Raw genomic sequence first — 18,066 nt, 5'->3', positions numbered from 1 at the left:
CTACTACGACTGGCGATCCCGCCCGGAATCCGCGACGGCCCAGCGGCGCGAGGAACTGAAGCTGCTCATCGAGAAAGCCTGGGGCGTAAGTTGATGCATGTGGCCGCCCAGGCGCGGGGCCTCGCAGGGCGGGATCAGTCCAGCGCTGCCAGGGCATCGAACAGCGCTCGGCCCTCGGGGGCCCTGCGGCGCATCAGCATCCCCGCCACTCTGTGTAGTTCCCCCCAGGCGTGGGGGCGGCCGATCTCGGAGGCGTCGGCGATCACGCGCAGGGAGGTCTTCAGCGCGGCCTCCGCCTCGCCGGCGCCTGCGTATGCGTGGGCCAGGCAGGACCCGTACCAGGCCCGGTCTCTGCGGAAGGACGGAGCGAAGCCCTCCAGTCCGTTCAGCAGATTCTCGGCCGATCTCGACCATTCCTTGAGGTGAAGGTCGGCCATCCCGCGCTGCGCGGCGAACCACGACTCGCCGTAGAAGTACAGCCACGGCGGCGCGTCCGACGCGGCTGCGATGATCTGCTGCGCCTCGTCCAGCCTGCGGTACGCGTCACCGGCATCGCCTTCGAGGGCGTGCCCACGTCCGGCCATCTGGACGGCCATGGCCCTCGTAGCCTCGCTCGCTCCCGTCGTTGATGCCGCCGCCTCACCCAGCCGGACACAGCGCCGCCCCTGGCCCTGCGACCACGCCAGGTGTGCCTTCATGCTCATGGTGGTGGCTGCCATGTCGCCGTACCCGGATTCCAGCGCCCAGTCATAGGACCGGTCGAACCATCCCAGCGCCACCGGGGCGTTGTCCTGGTCCTGCGCCATCCAGGCGAGAAACTGCGCGTACTCGGCCAGGAGCTTGACAATGCGGTCTGCCAGGGGCCCCCGGGCCTGGTCATAGAGGGCGGCCACTTCCTCGAACTGAGCAGTCACGAGCGGGGCGATAGTGCGTGAGCCCACGGTGTCCTCCGCCCGGCGATGCGCGGCCAGTAGGGCGTCCATGGCGTCCAGAGAGGCGGTGTCCAAGCGCAGGCCGCCCTGCTTTACGGCGATCAGCCTCTCCGCGTCCGTCTCCGACACCACACCGGGCAGCACGAGGGAGGGTAAGGGAAGCTCCTCGTGCCGGGCGCCCAGCAGCTCGAGAGGGACGCCAAGGCCATGAATGATCCGCTGGCGCACTTCGACTGAGGTCACCGCACGCCGCCGGTTCTCGATCGCGGAGATGTCCGGTTGGGCCAAGCCCACGAGGGCGCCGAGCCTGCTCTGGCTGCTGCGCGTCAGCTTTCGCCACATTTTCAGTAGCATCGGCCAGTCCTCCGCCGCTACCGCGGCCCGCAGTTCAGGGTGTGCCCACACGTTCGGCTCAGGCTCCATCCCCGAAATATAGGACGGCCCTATAGGACGCCGCAGTGGCCTCAAGATTCCGAGGCAGCCAAGGTGGTCAACGCACCCCGGAGCAACGACGACTTCGGGCAGTGCCTCCCCATCGCAGCTGGCCGCAGGGCCGTTCCCTTGCACACCTGTGGCCCGCTGCATCCTCAGCCGGAGAGGAGCACGGCCATGACCACCCCCTCCCTTCCCCGCCGCACCCCTGGTGACAGCGGACGCAAGTACACCGTCCCCGAGCCTCTGCCCGGTGCCCCCAGCCGGGCCCTGCGGATACGAGCCGCGGGCGGTTGGGAGAGGTTCATGCGCCGTGCCGAGCTTCCCCAGCCGGAGGAGACGGAGACGTGAACTCCGTCGATCACGCCGGCTACGAGAAACACCCCCTGTTGCATCAGCAGGTCCGCGACATCGCCAGCCGGAGGGAGGGCGAACTGGTCGCCGTCACCCACGAGCTGCACAGCCACGGCACGGTCCGCATCGCGCACATCCGCCCGCCCAGCGGAATCGAGTGGACCACGGCAGCCGACAACATCGCCCCCGCCTGACGCCCAGCACCGAGAGGAGCACGATGCATACCCGGCTCGCCCGCCGCCCCGGTTCGGTGATCATGCAGCCGACCACGCAGTGTCTGCCCATGGACTGCACGTACTGCTACCTGCCGTTCCGCAAGATGAAGCACCTCATGCCGGTGGAGGTCGCCAAGGCCGTAGCCACCCCCGTCAACGAGTGGTCCGCGGCGAACCCGAGGTTCGAGGTCGTGTGGCACGGCGGGGAGCCGCTCGCAGCCGGGCGCGACCACCTGGCCGCGCTCATGGCGCCGTTCGAGGACGTGAAGCACTCCGTGCAGACCAACGCGGCTCTGATTGATGACGCGTGGTGCGAATTCCTGCTGGAGCACCAGGTCCACGTGGGCGTCAGCATCGACGGACCCGAGGACATGAATTCCCACCGCCTCACCCTCGCCGGCCGACCAGGATTCCGCGTCATCATGCGCGGCATAGAGCGCTTACGCCGCCACGGGATACCGTTCTCCGCCATCGCGGTCGTCTCCAACCCGGCCCCGGACAGGGCAGGCCACTTCTACGACTTCTTCGCCGACCTGGGCGTGACCACCCTCGGCGTCAACGTCGAAGAGGAGGAAGGCGTCAACCTGGGCGCCAAGGACGCCGACCCCGTGCGGGCAACGGAATTCTGGACCGCCCTCGCGGATGCCTGGCGGGCGAACCCGGTCGTCCGGCTGCGCGAGGTGCAACGCGTGCTCAACTTCGCCGGGGCTGTCCTGGGCGGTCATGCCACGGACCCGATGCCGACCTCCGCCCCTTGGGACCCGCTGCCCACCGTCGCCTACGACGGAGGCGTGATCATGCTGTCCCCGGAGCTGGCCGGGTTCAACGACAGCCGGTTCGGCGACTTCGCCACCGGCAACGTGCTCCACACCGGCCTGCATGTCCTCGTGGCCGAGGCCGAGGAGCGAACCCCCTGGATCACCGAGTTCTGGAACGGCGTGGACGCCTGTCGCGCCACCTGCCCCACCTTCGCGTTCTGCGGAGGCGCCCACGCGGCCAACCGGTACTTCGAGCACGACGGCCGGTTCGACGGCACCAGGACCCGGTACTGCACCACCGCCAAGATCGCCCTACTCGAAGGAGTCACACGACATGTCCGCGAACATCGCCCCTGACGCCACCGCGCTCGTGATGGACTCGGCCCCGGGATTCGCGTCCCTCCTGGAGGCCGCGGGCACCACGGCCCTCGCCCGTTGGGAGAGCGCCTGGACCAACGCCGACTGGGGCAACCGCCCTGCCGCGGAGGCCACCCACGCCCAGCACGTCGCCGGCACGTTCGACAACCGGCCGACCTGGGACAACCCCACGCCCGTGTTCGACAACCGTCCTACCTGGGACAACTGGAAGAACAAGTAGCCCGGAGGGGGCGGCCCTGTCGGCGACACCGGCAGGGCCGCCCCGGCACCACGTTGAAGGAGCACCATGGCCAGCCGTACCTTCGGCCACATCACCGTGACTACCCCCGACCTTGATGAGCCGGGCCTGTACCTGTCCGTGGTCGAGACGCTGGACAGCCCCCGCGGCTCCGTGCAGGACTTCGCGTACGGGGACGTGGACCTGCGCTCGCTCGCCCTCACCGGAATCCAGCTCATCACGGGCCGGGTCAGCGATGTCCGCGCGAAGCAAGTCGAGTTCGAGGCGTTGAACCTCCACGGCGTCGAGATCACCAGCAGTGATCTCGGCTCGGTCCGCTGGAGCGAGAGCAAGCTCACCCGGGTCCACTTCCGCGACTGCAAGCTCATGGGCGCCGCGCTGGACGGCGTGGTCCTGGACGACGTGCTGTTCGAGAAGTGCCGTTTCGACTACGCCAGCTTCGAGAAGGTGCGTGCCACCGGCCCCGTTGCCTTCGTCGGCTGTGCCTTCACCGAGGTCACGTTCACCGACTGCGACCTGTCCGACGCCGTCTTCTCGGACTGCGGGCTCAAGCTGACCGAGTTCGGTGGGGGCCGGTACCGGGAGACCGATCTCCGCGGCAACGACCTCTCGCAGATCCGGGGCGTCGCCAACCTGGCCAAGGTCCGCATCGACCCCGGCCAGCAGACGGACCTTGCCCAGGCCCTCGTGAACGAACTCGGCATCACCATCGGAGACGACTGACCAGGAGGACCACGTGCCCCTGCACATCTCGTTCAACGACCTGGATGCCCTGCGCGAGCGGTGCGAGACGGCCACGGTTCGCACGACGAAGCAGGACCCGGCATACGAGGAGGGGTCTGTGGTCCCGTCCGGCCTGTGGCAGCCACTCACGGAGGCGGACGGCCTTTCGCTGGCCGTCCATGCTTGGACACCGGCCACCACGCTCGTGGAGATCGTCCGCCCACCCGCTCCGAGCGAGGAGGGCCTGGAGCATCTGGCGAGGCCACTGTGCGACGACGACGCGCAGTACCTAGGACAGGCCCTCTCCAAGCCCAACATGATCACGACGACCGAGAACTACCAGGACGGCCGTCTGATCGGCATGCACCTCGACAACTGGGACAAGCTGATCTACGGGCAGAAGCCCCGGGGCCGGCGCCGTCTCGCCCTGAACCTGGGACCGGGCACCCGGTACCTCATCGTCGCCACACTCGACGCACAGGCCGTGTGCCGGGCGGTACACCCTGAGGACTACGCGTACCGCTACCCCGACACCGACGACTACCGAAGGCACGTGGCCGCCGGTCACCCGATCCGCGTCCACCGCATCCGCCTCGCGCCCGGAGAGGGCTACATCGCCCCCACCGAGTACCTGCTGCACGACGGCTCCACCGAAGGGCAGGACCACTCCTCAGCTGCCGCATTCTGGCTCGGCCGCTGGGCGTCGGGGACCCTGCCGTCTTTGATCTAGGGTCTGTGGGAGACGCCCCTACCTCTCTCAGCCCAGGGTGACGATTCGAGGCCCGTCCATGTGAATTGCTGCCGTTCCTGTCAGCGGATTCCCTCGTCCATCAGGACGTAGAGGAGGCCGACGAAGGAGCCACTGCTGACGATCTCGCGGCGGTCGATCATGCCCCGGATGTTCGCCAGTGGGATCCACTCGACGCGGTCCGACTCGTTCTTCTCGGTCGGCGGCCCGTCGTACGTGGCTCCGTCGGCCCGGAACAGGTGGTGCTGGGAGTCCGTGATGCCGTTCGCAGGTTCGGCGTAGACGAGCGGCTTCATCGGGCCCGGACGCCAGCCCGTCTCCTCGAGGACTTCACGGGCGGCAGCCTCGCCGGGGGTCTCGTCGGCTTCGACCAGGCCCATGGGTAGTTCCCAGGCCCACGAGTCCGTGATGAAGGGGTGCCGCCACACCATCAGGACCCCAGGGCCGACGGAGTGTTGTGTCGCCATGGTGCTGAGCCGATGGCCCGGGTGATCCGTTGGGCATCCCCGTCGGCAGGGCGACACCACGCCATCACCACTCTTTCGGCCTCAATGCGCCTCTCTTATGTGTAGATGTAATTACTGCAGGTAAGTGATGGTATGTCTTGATTGCGTGAGATGTGTTGCGAGCTCAGCGGAAGCCACCTGACTGAGCTGCCGCGGGTGCTCGGAAGCCTGGCGACTGCGGTCAACGGCGACAAGAAAGGACTGGTCCATGGCAGTGGATGCCACCCCTTCCGCCCCTCCTGGCAGACGACGAAAACTGAGATTCAGAGCGACTGTCGTCATGCTGCCTGCGGTCGCGCTGTTGATGTCGGTCACCTTGATCTCGAAACTTGCGAGCGCAGCTGAGGCCCCGGTGGGACTGGGGACCGCGATGAGTTACGCGGTCCTGGCTGGTTCAACGGTCACGAATACGGACCCCACGGTCGTCAACGGCGACCTGGGAGTCAGCCCTGGGTCCTCGGTGACGGGCTTTCCGCCCGGAATCGTGAACGGAGTGCAGCACGTCGCCGATGCTGCCGCCGCTCAGGCCCAGTCCGACCTGACCATCGCCTACAACGACGCGGCCAGCAGAGCACCGACTACCACCCTGACCTCCCCGGGCGACATCGGCGGACTCACGCTGACGCCGGGCGTCTACAGCGCCTCGTCGTCGCTGAATCTCACTGGGACGGTCACTCTTGACGGCCAGGGTGACCCCAACGCCGTCTTCATCTTCCAGATCGGCTCCACTCTGATCACGGCGCCGGCGAGCAACGTCCTGCTGGTCAACGGAGCGCAGGCCTGCAACGTGTTCTGGCAGGTGGGAAGCTCGGCCACCCTCGACACGAATTCCTTCTTCAAGGGCAATATCCTGGCCCTGACGTCCGTCACGGTGAATACGAACGCTGCGATCGAGGGTCGGGCGCTGGCGCGTAATGGTGCGGTCACGTTGGACAACAACGTGATCACGAGGGCGGTCTGCATGACAGGTCCGCCCGGACCGCCCGGGCCGTCTGGGCCTGCTGGGCCGTCTGGGCCTGCTGGGCCGTCTGGGCCTGCTGGGCCGTCTGGGCCTGCTGGGCCGTCTGGGCCTGCTGGGCCGTCTGAGCCTCCTGGCCCGTCCGAGCCTCCTGGCCCGTCCGAGCCTCCTGGCCCGTCCGAGCCTCCTGGGCCCTCCGAGCCCCCTGGGCCCTCCGAGCCCCCTGGGCCGTCCAAGCCTCCCAAGCCGTCCAAGCCCCCTAGGCCGTCCAAACCTGGCCACGAGGGCGATGGCCACCATCACCCCGACCACAAGAGCTAGAAGATCACTACGAGTGTTGCGGTTCTGGCCCCGGCGCGGTTACGTCGGGGCCGGTGCTGTTGGCATGCAGAGCGAGTGGCCGGGGCCGGTCGGGCCGGATGTGCGCGCTGACTGTGTCAGGACCGGCTCAGGGCCCCGGTCAGCGTGGTGGTGGGCTGGTCGCGGGCGTCCAGCGCGATGCAGCCGCGCTGCACATCCCGGCCCGCGGCGTGGCATACACGTGCTCGCACCGTTCCCTTCTCCTCGGACTCAGGCATTGGGTGAGGGCACAACTTCTCTGACGTCGCGAGTAGTTCAGGCCGGGTGATCGCGTGGCGGCATCTGTCCAGCCCTCGCCGAACATCGCCACCGGCATCGGACCGGGTGCTGATCGGAGCGGTGGCCCTGAGGCGTTGAAGACAGCCGGCGCACCCCGTGTGGACCACGACCCCCGAGAAGGGGGCCGGGACCGGTACGCCGCACCCGCCCCGCCCCCAGGTGGGCGGAGGCGAGCTCTACGATCACCTGCCCGTCGGCGTCCGGCGCCGAATGGCCGGCCAGCGTCCAGACATGCTCGCGTACTTCGGCGCGGGCGGTGCGGATCGCGCCCAGGCGCGCTTGCCGTCCGCGGCGAGGGTGTCGATGAGACGGGAGACGGCCGGTTCGGCCCGGAACTCGAAGACATCGGACAGGCAGTCCGCGCCGAGTGCGACCGCTGGCGCGACGTCCAGCAGGATCTTGCCCGGAGCGTGCACTGTCCGCGGCTTGCGCCACGGTGCCGGCGCCGCCGATATCGCCGCGTCCAGGCCGGTCTTGTGAGCCGTCTCGACCAGCAGCACGGCACCGGCCTGCGTCACCGCACACGGCCGTCGCCCTCGACACGCACACGTGGGTACGACCCGAAACGCTCCTTCACCTGAGGAGAGCAGCTCTGCGGCGAACAGGACCCTAGGCAAGTCCCATCGTCCCAGTTCAGCGGCACTCCAGCCCCCGTGTATGTCGCGAAGGGCCGGCGGTCGGAGAGAGGGGCGGCGCGTGCGGGCGAGCGGTGGGGTGTCACCCGTTCACCGCGCCCAAGAGGCGGTCAGTGCAGCGTGCGTGTCTGGTGGAACACGACGGCATCAAGGTCCGGCAGGGAACAGGTGACATTCCATACGCCGTGTACTCCGTCCGCTGAGTAGCCATGACCGTGGCCCAGCGCCTCGACAGTGAAGGAGATGGAAATGGCTGTGGAAAATCGCAGTGAGGTCGCTCCCGCGCACGGGTGGCTCATGCATCCTCGCTCTCGCGCCGACATTGAGTTCAATGGTGGTTGGCCGTCCAATGGGCTTGAAGCGGGTAAGTTCTTTCCGGCGACAAAGATCGGTTTGACGGACCCGGAAGCGCCGACGGACGCCCAGAGCGGACCTAAGCCGGTGCCGCCGGACGGTCAGATTGCCAGTGGCGGAAGTGAGCCGGACGCTGCGGTGCTTGATGAGGTGCGGGACTGGCCGAAGGTTGATCTTCAGTCAGGCGCCGAAGTTCCGTTCCAGTGGAACTTCTCGCAGAAGCACAGGACCCGCCGTTACAACTACTTCGTGACCAAGGAAGGTTGGGACCCGAGTGCTCCGCTGAGCCGCGATCAGTTCGAGCCCGAGCCGTTTGCGACGTACAAGCCGTATGGCGATAAGCCACACTGGGAAATGCCGGATGCTTCCACCGACCCGCACCTTGACAAGCCGCACACGATCAGGCTGCCGGAGCGTTCCGGCTATCACGTGGTCCTTGGCGTGTGGGAGGTCGCCGACACGGGGCATGCCTTCTACCAGGTGATGGATGTGAACTTCAAGCAGTAGGAGTGCTCGGCAGTAGATGTGCGGGCACGCTCGGCATCGTCTCCGCCGGAGCCGACCGCCACGACTCTCCGCAGCTCGTGCCCACACTCAAGGCCGCCGACCAGCGGGTCGGCGGCCTTCCTGGCCAAGCCCACGTGAACCTGGACCGCGGCTGCGACAGCGACAAGACCCGGTTCGCTCCAGCCGCGCGCTCGTGCCGGGCCTGCCCCGGTGCCCCGGTGCCCCGGTGCCCCGGTGCCCCGGTGCCGCGGAGCGTCGGTGCGTCGCTGCATCGCTGCGTCGGGTGGGGCGTGGATCCGTCAGGGTTGACGCCGGGAACGCCGTCGGGGCATGTCGTTCATGCGCCTGGTCCGTAGCGGGTGAGCAGTGCCTCGAGGTACGTCTCCAGGCGCTCGGTCAGAACCTGAGGGGTGAGGTCCGTACGGCCCAGCTCGCGCCACGGCAGCGCGACCTTCTCCGCGTCCGGGGCGTAGGCCAGGGCGTCCAGGAGTCGCCAGTACAGGTGGGACGCGGGGTCCGGGGACAGGGCCCCGCCCGACTCGGCGTACAGGTCGGCGAAGCCCATGCCCGCGTCCGTGCCGTGCAGAAGGGCCAGCGCGGTCGAGCAGTGGGCCACGTCCAGGTCGGCCGGGCCCCAGGAAGTCTCCACCCAGTCGACGACACCCGTGATGCGCAGGCCGGCGCCCGTGCCGGTGAAGAGGACGTTCCCCGGGTGGAAGTCCCGATGAAGGAAGCAGCGGGTGTGCGGGGGCGGGTCGCGGCGTATGACATCGACCGCCCGCTCCCACAGCAGCCGCCGGGCGGTCCCCTCCGGTATCCGTACGCGGTCCGGCGCCGTCCACGCCTGGTACGCCCGCGGCCGCGCCGCCTCCGGGACCTCCACGCGGTGGATCCCGGCGAGCTGCCGCGCCAGCAGCGCCGCCCGGGCACCGGCCTCGCCGTCTCCGTCGTCCGCGCCGTGCCCGCCGTGCCCGCCGTGCCCTCCGGCCCCGCCGTCCTCCGCCACCCGCACCGACCCCGGCAGCAGAGACATCAGCAGCGACGGGTACTCGCAGTGCGCCGCCGTCGCGTCGACCGCCCGCAGTTCCGCCACCGGCACGTCCGTCGGCGTCAGCAGCCGTAGAACAGCCGCCTCCCGGTTCAGCAGGCCCTCCGCGTGCCGTACGAAGAACGGCTTCACGAAGGAGCGCAGGACCAGGTCGTACGCCCCGGCCCCGGCCCCGCCCGCGACGCGCACCCGCCGCATCTCCGCCGTCCAGCCGCCCCGCAGTCGCTCGACCGACTCGATCCGGTCAGCCGGCCCGTCCAGATGCTTCTCCACCCACCGCCGGGTGCCCCCGCCCCATGTCATGGTCACGGAGACTATCCATCCCATCCACGCGGTCCGGAACAGGCCGGCGACGGTGCGGGACAGTCCCGAACAAAACCGCGGACTGCCCGCACGCGTCTTTCCGGCCATGGACAAGACCCTTGGCGCGATACGGCAGCTCCTCCTCTTCGGGCTGCTCCAGTTCCGCTGCTGCGCGTTCGCCGTGGCGCTCGTCGGCGGGATCGCTGTCTCCGGCCTCCTCCCCGAGCTGCCCGTCGCACGGTACGACCTGGTCCTCGTGTACGGCGTGCTGCTCGCCGTCGTCGCCCGCTGGGTGGGCTGGGACACCGCCCGCGACACCGGCGTGATCGCCGCCTGCCATGTCATCGGGCTGCTCTTCGAGCTGGTCAAGGTGCAGCTCGGCTCCTGGAGCTACCCGGAGGACGCCGTCACGAAGATCGCCGGAGTGCCGCTGTACGGCGGGTTTCTGTACGCCGCGGTCGGGAGCTACGTCTGCCGGGCCTGGCGCCTCTTCGACCTGCGCCTCTCCGGGTACCGCGCGACCGCGACCGCCGCCCTCGCGGCCGCCGTGTACGTCAACTTCTTCACCCATCACTGGCTGCCCGACGTCCGCTGGCCGCTCGCCGCCGGCCTGCTGGTGGTGACGGCCGGGGTGTGGGTGCGGTTCACGGTCGGCGAGCGGCTTTACCGGATGCCGCTCGGGCTGGCCTTCGTCCTGATCGGCTTCTTCCTTTGGGTCGCGGAGAACGCCGCCACATACGTCGGCGCTTGGAGCTACCCGCACCAGCTGGACGGCTGGCAACCGGTCGCCCTGTCGAAGTTCGGGGCGTGGGCGCTGCTGATCAGCGTGACGTTCGTACTCGTCGAGCGCGCCCGACGGGCCTCACGCCCGCGCGACGACGGCGCGCCGGGTGGCGGCACGGCAGCGGGTGGCACGGCAGCGGGTGGCACGGCCACGGCGTGAAGATCGGCTGAAAATCAGCAGAAATAGTTCTCTTCCTGCTGTTGAGCCACTCTTGTTTGTTTCCAAGTAATGAAGCAGGTTTATCGACTTGTCATCACGCTTTAGGGGGAATTGGACCGTCAGGTCTGGTTGGGTGGGGATTCGGTGGGCAAGTCTTGATCCGCGACGTCGAGAACCGCCGGGGGTGGTCGGCCAACTTCCCTGGCAACAGCCGTAGTTCAGTGATCAGGCGCTTCTGCATTCCGATTCCTGGAGGAATCCATGGCAAGCATCCGTACCGCTCGCACCCTCGCCGCTGTCGCCGCGCTTCCGCTGGTCGCCGCCCTCTTCACGGGTGTGGCGCAGGCCGACAACGGCGGATTCGCGAACGACGGATCGAACGCTTCCGTCGCCGGCATCATCGGCAGCGGCGTGGCCGGCGACAATTCAGGCAACTCGACCACCACTCAACAGGTGGCCACGGGTTCGGGCGCCTCCAACCAGAACAACACCGCGAGCGTGAACGGCTTCGGCTGGACGGTCATCGACCAGGGGAACGCCTCGGTGAACTTCACCCACCTGTGGTGAGCTGCGGCCCGACGGGGGTCACGAGGGAGGGGTGAACGGCGGCGGCCCGCACGGCGGTACTTCGGTACCGGTGTGCGGGCCGCCGGCCGTCCTGGTGTGCCGGTGTGCGGGCCGCCCGCCGTCCCGTCCCGGCGATGTCGCGGTGTCCACGTCTTGACGGTCGCGGGCTATCTGACGGACAGTCAGGTTCATGGCCGAGGACGACGACGAGCTGTACGCCCACATCTCCCCCTACCAGGGCCGCCCCGCCGCGACCGGCGGCCTCGCCAAGGACCCCGTCAACGCGCCCATGATCCGCCACTGGTGCGAGGTCCTCGGCGACACCCATCCCGCCTACCGGGGGCCCGACGCCATCGCTCCGCCCACCATGCTCCAGGTCTGGACGATGGGCGGCCTCTCCGGCAGCGCCGCGCGCTCGGCCCCGTACTCCGCGCTCCTCCGCCTCCTGGACGACGCCGGGTACACCGCCGTCGTCGCGACCGACTGCGAGCAGGAGTATCTGCGCGACCTCCGCCCCGGCGACACCCCCGCGTACGACGCCGTCATCGAGTCCGTGTCCCCGCGCAAGACGACCAGGCTCGGCACCGGGTACTTCCTCACCACCCGCACCGACATCACGGTCGGCGGCGAACTCGTCGGCGTCCACCGGTTCCGCATCCTCAAGTACCGGCCCGCCGGGCGGACGTCACCCGACGGCCTCCGCCCCCGGCCCGTCGTCAATCGCGACAACGCCGGCTTCTGGGACGGCGTACGCGCGCACCGGCTCCTCATCCAGCGCTGCCGAGCCTGCCGCACGCTCCGCTTCCCCTGGCTGCCCGGCTGCGCCGACTGCGGTTCACCCGACTGGGACACCGTCCGGGCGACCGGCGAGGGAACCGTCCACTCGTACGTGGTGATGCACCACCCGCCGTTCCCCGCCTTCGACCCGCCCTACGCCGTCGGGCTCATCGAGCTCGCCGAGGGAGTCCGGATCGTCAGCAACGTCGTCGGCGTCCCGTACGACAAGGTCCGCGTCGGGATGCCCGTACGGCTCCGCTTCCAGCGGTTCGACGACGAGCTGACCCTCCCCGTCTTCCACGCGACAGCCGCGACGGAGGTCTGACCATGCCCGAGCCCGAGCCCGAGCCCGAGCCCGAGCCCACGCCCGTTCCCGAGCCCACGGCCCTTCCTGTGCCCACGGCCACGCCCGCGCCCGTACGTGAACTCCCGCCGCTCGCCGTCCCCGTCACCCGCACCCTCATCGTCGCCGGCGCGCTCGCCTCCCGTGACTTCCAGGATGTCCACCACGACCCCGAGGCCGCCCGCGCCAAGGGCTCACCCGACATCTTCATGAACATCCTCACGACGAACGGGCTCGTCGGCCGGTATGTCACCGACCACCTCGGCCCGCGTGCCCGCCTCCGCAAGGTCGCCATCCGTCTCGGCGCGCCCTGCCACCCGGGCGACACCCTCACGCTGACCGGCACCGTCACGGCCGTCCACGCCGACGGCACCACCGAGGTACGGGTCGTCGGCGACACCTCCCGCGGCCGCCACGTCACCGCCACGGCAACCGCCGCAGTCACCGCCACGACCGCCACGGCAACCGCCACCGCCGTACTCGCCGCGACGGAGGAGCCGTGAGCGTACGCGCACCCGACACCCTCGGCGGGCGCACGGCGATCGTCGGCATCGGCGCTACCGCGTTCACCAAGGACTCCGGCCGCAGCGAACTCGCCCTCGCCGCCGAAGCCGTACGCGCCGCCCTCGACGACGCCGGCCTCAGCCCCGCCGACGTCGACGGCCTCGTCACCTTCACCATGGACACCAGCCCCGAGATCACCGTCGCGCAGGCGGCCGGCATCGGCGAGCTGTCGTTCTTCTCCCGAGTCCACTACGGCGGCGGTGCCGCCTGCGCCACCGTCCAGCAGGCCGCCCTCGCCGTCGCCACCGGCCTCGCTGAGGTCGTCGTCTGCTACCGCGCCTTCAACGAGCGCTCCGGGCGCCGCTTCGGCTCCGGCGTCCAGCGCCGCGAGCCGTCCGCCGAAGGCGTCGCCCTCGGCTGGACCATGCCGTACGGGCTGCTCACCCCCGCCTCCTGGGTCGCGATGGGCGCCCGCCGCTACCTGCACACGTACGGCCTCGAACCCACCGCCTTCGGCCCTGTCGCCGTCACCGCCCGCCGTCACGCCGCCCGCAACCCGGCCGCCCACTTCCACGGCCGGCCGATCACCCTCGCCGACCACGCCGCGTCCCGCTGGATCGCCGAGCCCCTACGCCTCCTCGACTGCTGCCAGGAGACCGACGGCGGTCAGGCCCTCGTCGTCACCTCCGCCGAACGCGCCCGCGACCTGCCGCACCGGCCCGCCCTGATCACCGCCGCCGCCCAGGGAGCCGGCCGTGCCCAGGAGGCCATGACCGGCTTCTACCGCGGCGACCTCACCCGCCTCCCGGAGGCCGCAGTAGTCGCCCGGCAGCTGTGGCGCGGCGCCCGGCTCGGCCCGGCCGACATCGACGTGGCGATCCTGTACGACCACTTCACGCCCTTCGTGCTGACGCAGCTGGAGGAGTACGGGTTCTGCGCGCCCGGCGAGGCCGCGGACTTCGTGGCCGCGGACACCCTGCCCCTCAACACCCACGGGGGCCAGCTCGGCGAGGCGTACCTCCACGGTATGAACGGCATCGCCGAAGCCGTACGCCAGCTCCGCGGCACCGCCGTCAACCAGGTGCCGGGCGCGGCCGCCGCCCTGGTCACGGCCGGAACCGGCGTACCGACCTCCGGCCTGGTCCTGACCTCCCCCTGAGCATCCGCGGGAGCGCCGCCCTGGTGTGGAGCCGCCGCCCGGGTACCCCGCCGCATGGCCCCCGCCGCGGCCCGTGCCCGCCTTCGGAACCCTGACCAGGTGGCCCCCTCCCATCCACCTTCAGGAGGTGTGGCTCGGGCTGCCCCTACAACCTGAGGGGGACCCCGTTTCGCGACCTGGGGGCGATCCCGGCAGGGGTCCCCGCTTCTAGCGTGGTCCGTATGACCGCGACTAATGGCCCCGTCTGCGCCGGAGCCTCCACGGCCGCCACCGGATACCCGTCCTTCGCCTCGTACGTACGGGCCCGGGGCCCCGTCCTGCTGCGCACCGCCCGGTCGCTGACCGCGAACCCGAGCGACGCCGAGGACCTGCTCCAGACCGCTCTCACCAAGACGTTCGTCGCCTGGGAGCGCATCGAGGACCACCGCGCACTCGACGGCTATGTGCGCCGTGCACTCGTCAACACGCGCACGTCGCAGTGGCGCAAGCGCAAGGTGGACGAGTACGCCTGCGACGAGCTGCCCGAGCCGTACGGAGTGCCGGAGACGGACCCGGCCGACCGGCAGGTCCTGCACGACGCGATGTGGCGTGCCGTGATGCGGCTCCCCGACCGCCAGCGGGCGATGGTCGTCCTCCGGTACTACGAGGACCTCAGCGAGGCCCAGACGGCGGCCGTGCTCGGGGTCTCCGTCGGTACGGTCAAGAGCGCCGTCTCCCGTGCGCTGGGCAAACTCCGGGACGACCCGGAGCTGTCGCCGGTGCGGTGACGCCAGGCCGGTGCGGCCGCACAAGCGAGGGCACGGATTGATGTTTCACGTGAAACGACCTACTCCTGGGTAGTGACATACCGCTCGGTATGTGCGCAGAATCTGCACACCTAACTGCCGCGAGCGAGCGCCCACCGGGAGGACGCCGTGCTGAGCACCATGCAGGACGTACCACTGACCGTGACCCGCATCCTCCACCACGGGATGACGATCCACGGAAAGTCGCAGATCACCACCTGGACCGGCGAGCCGGAGCCGCACCGCCGCAGCTTCGCCGAGGCGGGCGCCCGGGCGACCCAGCTCGCCGGCGCCTTGCGCGACGAGCTGGGTGTCACCGGGGACGACCGGGTCGCCACCCTCATGTGGAACAACGCCGAGCATGTCGAGGCGTACCTGGCGATCCCCTCCATGGGCGCCGTTCTGCACACGCTCAACCTGCGTCTTCCGCCCGAGCAGCTCGTCTGGATCGTCAACCACGCAGCCGACCGCGTCGTCCTCGTCAACGGCAGCCTCCTTCCTCTCCTCGCCCCCCTCCTTCCGCACCTGCCGACCATCGAGCACGTCGTCGTCTCCGGCCCCGGAGACCGCTCGGTCCTCGACGGCGTGGCGCCCCGTGTGCACGACTACGAGGAGCTGATCGCCGGCCGGCCCACCACCTTCGACTGGCCCGAGCTGGACGAACGCCAGGCCGCTGCCATGTGCTACACCTCCGGCACGACCGGCGATCCCAAGGGCGTCGTCTACTCGCACCGCTCCATCTACCTGCACTCCATGCAGGTCAACATGGCCGAGTCCATGGGCCTGACGGAGAAGGACACCACCCTCGTCGTCGTACCGCAGTTCCACGTCAACGCCTGGGGCCTGCCGCACGCCACCTTCATGACCGGCGTGAACATGCTGATGCCGGACCGCTTCCTCCAGCCGGGTCCGCTCGCCGAGATGATCGAGAAGGAGCGGCCGTCACACGCCGCGGCCGTCCCCACCATCTGGCAGGGCCTCCTCGCCGAGGTCACCGCGAACCCGCGCGACATCTCCTCCATGGCCACCGTCACCATCGGCGGCGCCGCCTGCCCGCCCTCCCTCATGGAGGCGTACGACAAGCTGGGCGTCCGCCTCTGCCACGCCTGGGGCATGACCGAGACCTCACCGCTCGGCAGCATCGCGAACCCGCCGGCCGGGCTGACCGCCGAGGAGGAGTGGCCGTACCGCGTCACGCAAGGCCGTTTCCCGGCCGGCGTCGAGGCGCGGCTGATCGGCCCCGGCGGTGACGTCCTGCCCTGGGACGGCGAGTCGGCGGGCGAGCTGGAGGTGCGCGGGCCGTGGATCGCGGGCGCGTATTACGGCGGCGCGTCCGGCGAGCCCTTCCGCCCCGAGGACAAGTTCAGCGCGGACGGCTGGCTGAAGACCGGCGACGTCGGCGTGATCACCTCGGACGGCTTCCTCACACTCACCGACCGCGCCAAGGACGTCATCAAGTCCGGCGGCGAGTGGATCTCGTCGGTCGATCTGGAGAACGCCCTGATGGGCCACCCGGACGTCGCCGAGGCCGCGGTCGTCGCCGTTCCCGACGAGAAGTGGGGCGAGCGCCCGCTCGCGACCGTCGTCCTCAAGGACGGCACGGCCACCGACTACGCCGCCCTGCGGGACTTCCTCGCCGAGGTGGGCATCGCCAAGTGGCAGCTGCCCGAGCGCTGGGCGATGGTCCCGGCGGTGCCGAAGACGAGCGTCGGGAAGTTCGACAAGAAGGTGATCAGGAAGCAGTACGCGGAGGGGGAGCTGGAGGTCGCCCGGCTCTGACATCCGGACCGATGAGGGCTGCGTACCGGCAGAGGTGAGGAGGGGCGGGGCGTCCGTATTCACGGACGCCCCGCCCCTCCGTCGTCAGTTCGTACCGATCTTCGCGAGCAGGTCCACGATCCGCGACTGGACCTCGGCGCTCGTGGACCGCTCCGCCAGGAACAGCACCGTCTCGCCCGATGCCAGCTTCGGCAGCTCGGCCTCGTCCAGGCTCGCCGAGGTGTAGACGACCAGCGGCGTACGGTTCAGATGGCCGTTCGCGCGCAGCCAGTCGATGATCCCGGCACGCCTGCGCCGTACCTGCATCAGGTCCATGACGACCAGGTTGGGCCGCAGCTGTGTCGCCAGCACCACCGCGTCGGTGTCCGCCGCCGCCCGCTGCACCTGCATGCCACGCCGCTCCAGCGCCGCCGTCAGCGCGTGCGCGATCTCCTCGTGCTCCTCGATCAGCAGGACCCGCGACGGGTGCTGCTCGCTGTCGCGCGGGGCCAGCGCCTTGAGGAGTACGGCGGGGTCGGCGCCGTAGGCGGCCTCCCGCGTCGCCTGGCCGAGCCCGGCCGCCAACAGCACCGGCACCTCGGCGGCGACCGCGGCCTGGCGCAGCGCCTGCAGGGCCGTGCGTGTGATGGGTCCGGTCAGGGGGTCCACGAACAGCGCGGCGGGGAAGGCGGCGATCTGCGCGTCCACCTCCTCGCGGGAGTGCACGATCACGGGCCGGTAGCCGCGGTCGCTGAGCGCCTGCTGCGTGGCGATGTCCGGGGCCGGCCAGACGAGGAGCCGGCGGGGGTTGTCCAGCGGCTCGGGCGGGAGCTCGTCGTCGACCGGCTGCGGCTGCGGCTCGTTGGCGACCTCGACGGCGCCACCGGGCCCGTCCAGCGGCTCGGGGCCCTCGTCGGCACCCGCGTCCGGTGCCCCTATCTCGTAGGCGCGGCCTTCGGTGGGGGCGGGCGTGCCGGCGAGGCGCTGGTGGGCCGGGGGTGTCGGGGCCTGGGGGGCGCCCGGGACGTGCGGCTGCGGGGCCGCCGGGGCCGGGGCCTGGGTGGGCGCGGGCGTGGGCGTGGGCGTGGGCGCGGCGGGCATGGGGGTTGCCGGTGCCGGTGCGGGCGCCGTCGGGGTGGCCGCCTCCGCCTCCGCCGCCGCGGGCTGTGGGTCGGTCTCCGGGGCGGGCGTGGCCAGCTTCCGGCGCCGCCCGGAGCCGGTGGTGCCATGCGCGGGCGTGTGGTGCTGGGGCGGCGGCCCGGGCGGCTGCGGCTGCTGTTGTTGTTGTTGCTGCTGCTGCTGCGCGAACGGCACGCCCTGGCCGAGGGTGCGCACGCTGAACGCCCGTCCCTGCGTCGAGTTGGACGCGTCGGCCTGCGGGGTGGCGGTACCGGCGGCGGGGGTCGCGGGGGCGGTGGGCACGCCGGGGGCGTTGGGCGTGCCGGGGCTGGCCGGAGTGGCCGGAGCGGCAGCTGGCGCCGGAGCGGCGGCGCGGCGGCGGC

Annotated in this window: 18 protein-coding genes and 3 pseudogenes; 16 read left to right on the top strand and 5 right to left on the bottom strand. The window is 70.4% G+C overall.

What is annotated here, in order from left to right:
• Positions 1-134: 134 nt before the first annotated feature.
• Positions 135-1,355, bottom strand: a complete 1,221-nt coding sequence (locus FVS66_RS13485; protein WP_149181435.1) for a helix-turn-helix domain-containing protein — start codon at positions 1,353-1,355, stop codon at positions 135-137.
• Positions 1,356-1,541: 186 nt separating this feature from the next.
• Here FVS66_RS13485 and FVS66_RS34985 point away from each other — a divergent pair, with 186 nt between their 5' ends.
• From FVS66_RS34985 to FVS66_RS13460, 6 genes are all read left to right on the top strand, one after another.
• Entirely contained in the window at positions 1,542-1,715 is a 174-nt protein-coding gene (locus tag FVS66_RS34985; RefSeq protein WP_187645515.1) for a hypothetical protein, read from the top strand.
• A complete protein-coding gene (locus FVS66_RS13480) occupies positions 1,712-1,912 on the top strand; it encodes a hypothetical protein (protein ID WP_149181434.1) in 201 nt (66 codons plus the stop codon). Before FVS66_RS34985 ends, FVS66_RS13480 begins: the two co-directional genes overlap by 4 nt.
• Before the next feature lie 23 nt (positions 1,913-1,935).
• A complete protein-coding gene (gene amcB / locus FVS66_RS13475) occupies positions 1,936-3,048 on the top strand; it encodes a cyclophane-forming radical SAM peptide maturase AmcB (protein WP_149181433.1) in 1,113 nt (370 codons plus the stop codon).
• Positions 3,026-3,289, top strand: coding sequence for a multiple cyclophane-containing RiPP AmcA (gene amcA / locus FVS66_RS13470; RefSeq protein WP_149181432.1), 264 nt, complete (start codon positions 3,026-3,028; stop codon positions 3,287-3,289). The genes amcB and amcA overlap by 23 nt, the downstream gene beginning before the upstream one ends.
• A 66-nt stretch (positions 3,290-3,355) precedes the next feature.
• Positions 3,356-4,030 carry a pentapeptide repeat-containing protein gene (locus FVS66_RS13465; protein WP_149181431.1) on the top strand — a complete coding sequence of 225 codons (675 nt, stop codon included), beginning with the start codon at positions 3,356-3,358 and terminating at the stop codon, positions 4,028-4,030.
• A gap of 13 nt (positions 4,031-4,043) precedes the next feature.
• Positions 4,044-4,760, top strand: a complete 717-nt coding sequence (locus FVS66_RS13460; protein WP_149181430.1) for a hypothetical protein — start codon at positions 4,044-4,046, stop codon at positions 4,758-4,760.
• A gap of 80 nt (positions 4,761-4,840) precedes the next feature.
• On the opposite strand, the gene FVS66_RS13455 is transcribed toward FVS66_RS13460, so the two are convergent.
• Complete coding sequence (locus tag FVS66_RS13455; RefSeq protein WP_149181429.1) at positions 4,841-5,245, bottom strand: NUDIX hydrolase; 405 nt, start codon at positions 5,243-5,245, stop codon at positions 4,841-4,843.
• Positions 5,246-5,492: 247 nt separating this feature from the next.
• Here FVS66_RS13455 and FVS66_RS36560 point away from each other — a divergent pair, with 247 nt between their 5' ends.
• Positions 5,493-6,563 carry an ice-binding family protein gene (locus FVS66_RS36560; protein WP_149181428.1) on the top strand — a complete coding sequence of 357 codons (1,071 nt, stop codon included), beginning with the start codon at positions 5,493-5,495 and terminating at the stop codon, positions 6,561-6,563.
• A gap of 489 nt (positions 6,564-7,052) precedes the next feature.
• Here the strand turns inward: FVS66_RS36560 and FVS66_RS13445 are convergent.
• Positions 7,053-7,458 (bottom strand): annotated as a pseudogene (locus FVS66_RS13445) (transposase); the annotation flags it as partial.
• A 307-nt stretch (positions 7,459-7,765) separates the two neighbouring features.
• Here FVS66_RS13445 and FVS66_RS13440 point away from each other — a divergent pair.
• Together FVS66_RS13440 and FVS66_RS13435 are read left to right on the top strand one after the other, a co-directional pair.
• Positions 7,766-8,377, top strand: coding sequence for a lytic polysaccharide monooxygenase auxiliary activity family 9 protein (locus FVS66_RS13440; protein WP_149181427.1), 612 nt, complete (start codon positions 7,766-7,768; stop codon positions 8,375-8,377).
• A gap of 29 nt (positions 8,378-8,406) precedes the next feature.
• A pseudogene (locus FVS66_RS13435) lies at positions 8,407-8,556 on the top strand (IS5/IS1182 family transposase); the annotation flags it as partial.
• Positions 8,557-8,714: 158 nt separating this feature from the next.
• Here the strand turns inward: FVS66_RS13435 and FVS66_RS13430 are convergent.
• Entirely contained in the window at positions 8,715-9,728 is a 1,014-nt protein-coding gene (locus FVS66_RS13430; protein ID WP_262386978.1) for an aminoglycoside phosphotransferase family protein, read from the bottom strand.
• Between the two features lie 106 nt (positions 9,729-9,834).
• Here FVS66_RS13430 and FVS66_RS13425 point away from each other — a divergent pair, with 106 nt between their 5' ends.
• The 7 genes from FVS66_RS13425 to FVS66_RS13395 all read left to right on the top strand — a co-directional run bounded on the left by FVS66_RS13425 (position 9,835) and on the right by FVS66_RS13395 (position 16,585).
• Complete coding sequence (locus FVS66_RS13425) at positions 9,835-10,671, top strand: DUF817 domain-containing protein (protein ID WP_149181425.1); 837 nt, start codon at positions 9,835-9,837, stop codon at positions 10,669-10,671.
• 261 nt (positions 10,672-10,932) lie between these two features.
• A complete protein-coding gene (locus FVS66_RS13420) occupies positions 10,933-11,238 on the top strand; it encodes a hypothetical protein (protein ID WP_149181424.1) in 306 nt (101 codons plus the stop codon).
• Positions 11,239-11,428: 190 nt separating this feature from the next.
• On the top strand, positions 11,429-12,340 hold the full coding sequence (locus FVS66_RS13415; RefSeq protein WP_149181423.1) for a bifunctional MaoC family dehydratase N-terminal/OB-fold nucleic acid binding domain-containing protein: 912 nt from the start codon (positions 11,429-11,431) through the stop codon (positions 12,338-12,340).
• 2 nt (positions 12,341-12,342) lie between these two features.
• The gene (locus FVS66_RS13410; protein WP_149181422.1) at positions 12,343-12,861 is read left to right on the top strand and encodes a MaoC family dehydratase; all 519 of its coding nucleotides are present in this window, start codon (positions 12,343-12,345) and stop codon (positions 12,859-12,861) included.
• Positions 12,858-14,021 carry a lipid-transfer protein gene (locus FVS66_RS13405; protein WP_149181421.1) on the top strand — a complete coding sequence of 388 codons (1,164 nt, stop codon included), beginning with the start codon at positions 12,858-12,860 and terminating at the stop codon, positions 14,019-14,021. The genes FVS66_RS13410 and FVS66_RS13405 overlap by 4 nt, the downstream gene beginning before the upstream one ends.
• A 221-nt stretch (positions 14,022-14,242) precedes the next feature.
• Positions 14,243-14,788 (top strand): SigE family RNA polymerase sigma factor, encoded by a 546-nt coding sequence (locus FVS66_RS13400; protein ID WP_149181420.1) that lies wholly within the window; start codon positions 14,243-14,245, stop codon positions 14,786-14,788.
• Between the two features lie 147 nt (positions 14,789-14,935).
• The gene (locus tag FVS66_RS13395; RefSeq protein WP_149181419.1) at positions 14,936-16,585 is read left to right on the top strand and encodes a long-chain fatty acid--CoA ligase; all 1,650 of its coding nucleotides are present in this window, start codon (positions 14,936-14,938) and stop codon (positions 16,583-16,585) included.
• A gap of 84 nt (positions 16,586-16,669) precedes the next feature.
• On the opposite strand, the pseudogene FVS66_RS13390 reads toward FVS66_RS13395, so the two are convergent.
• Positions 16,670-18,066, bottom strand: a pseudogene (locus FVS66_RS13390) (response regulator); the annotation flags it as partial.

This window comes from Streptomyces sp. TRM49041, from assembly GCF_008271805.1.
Classification (GTDB): Bacteria; Actinomycetota; Actinomycetes; order Streptomycetales; family Streptomycetaceae; genus Streptomyces.
The sequence above is the reverse complement of the archived record's forward strand: the minus strand, read 5'-3'. Positions and strand labels throughout refer to the sequence as shown.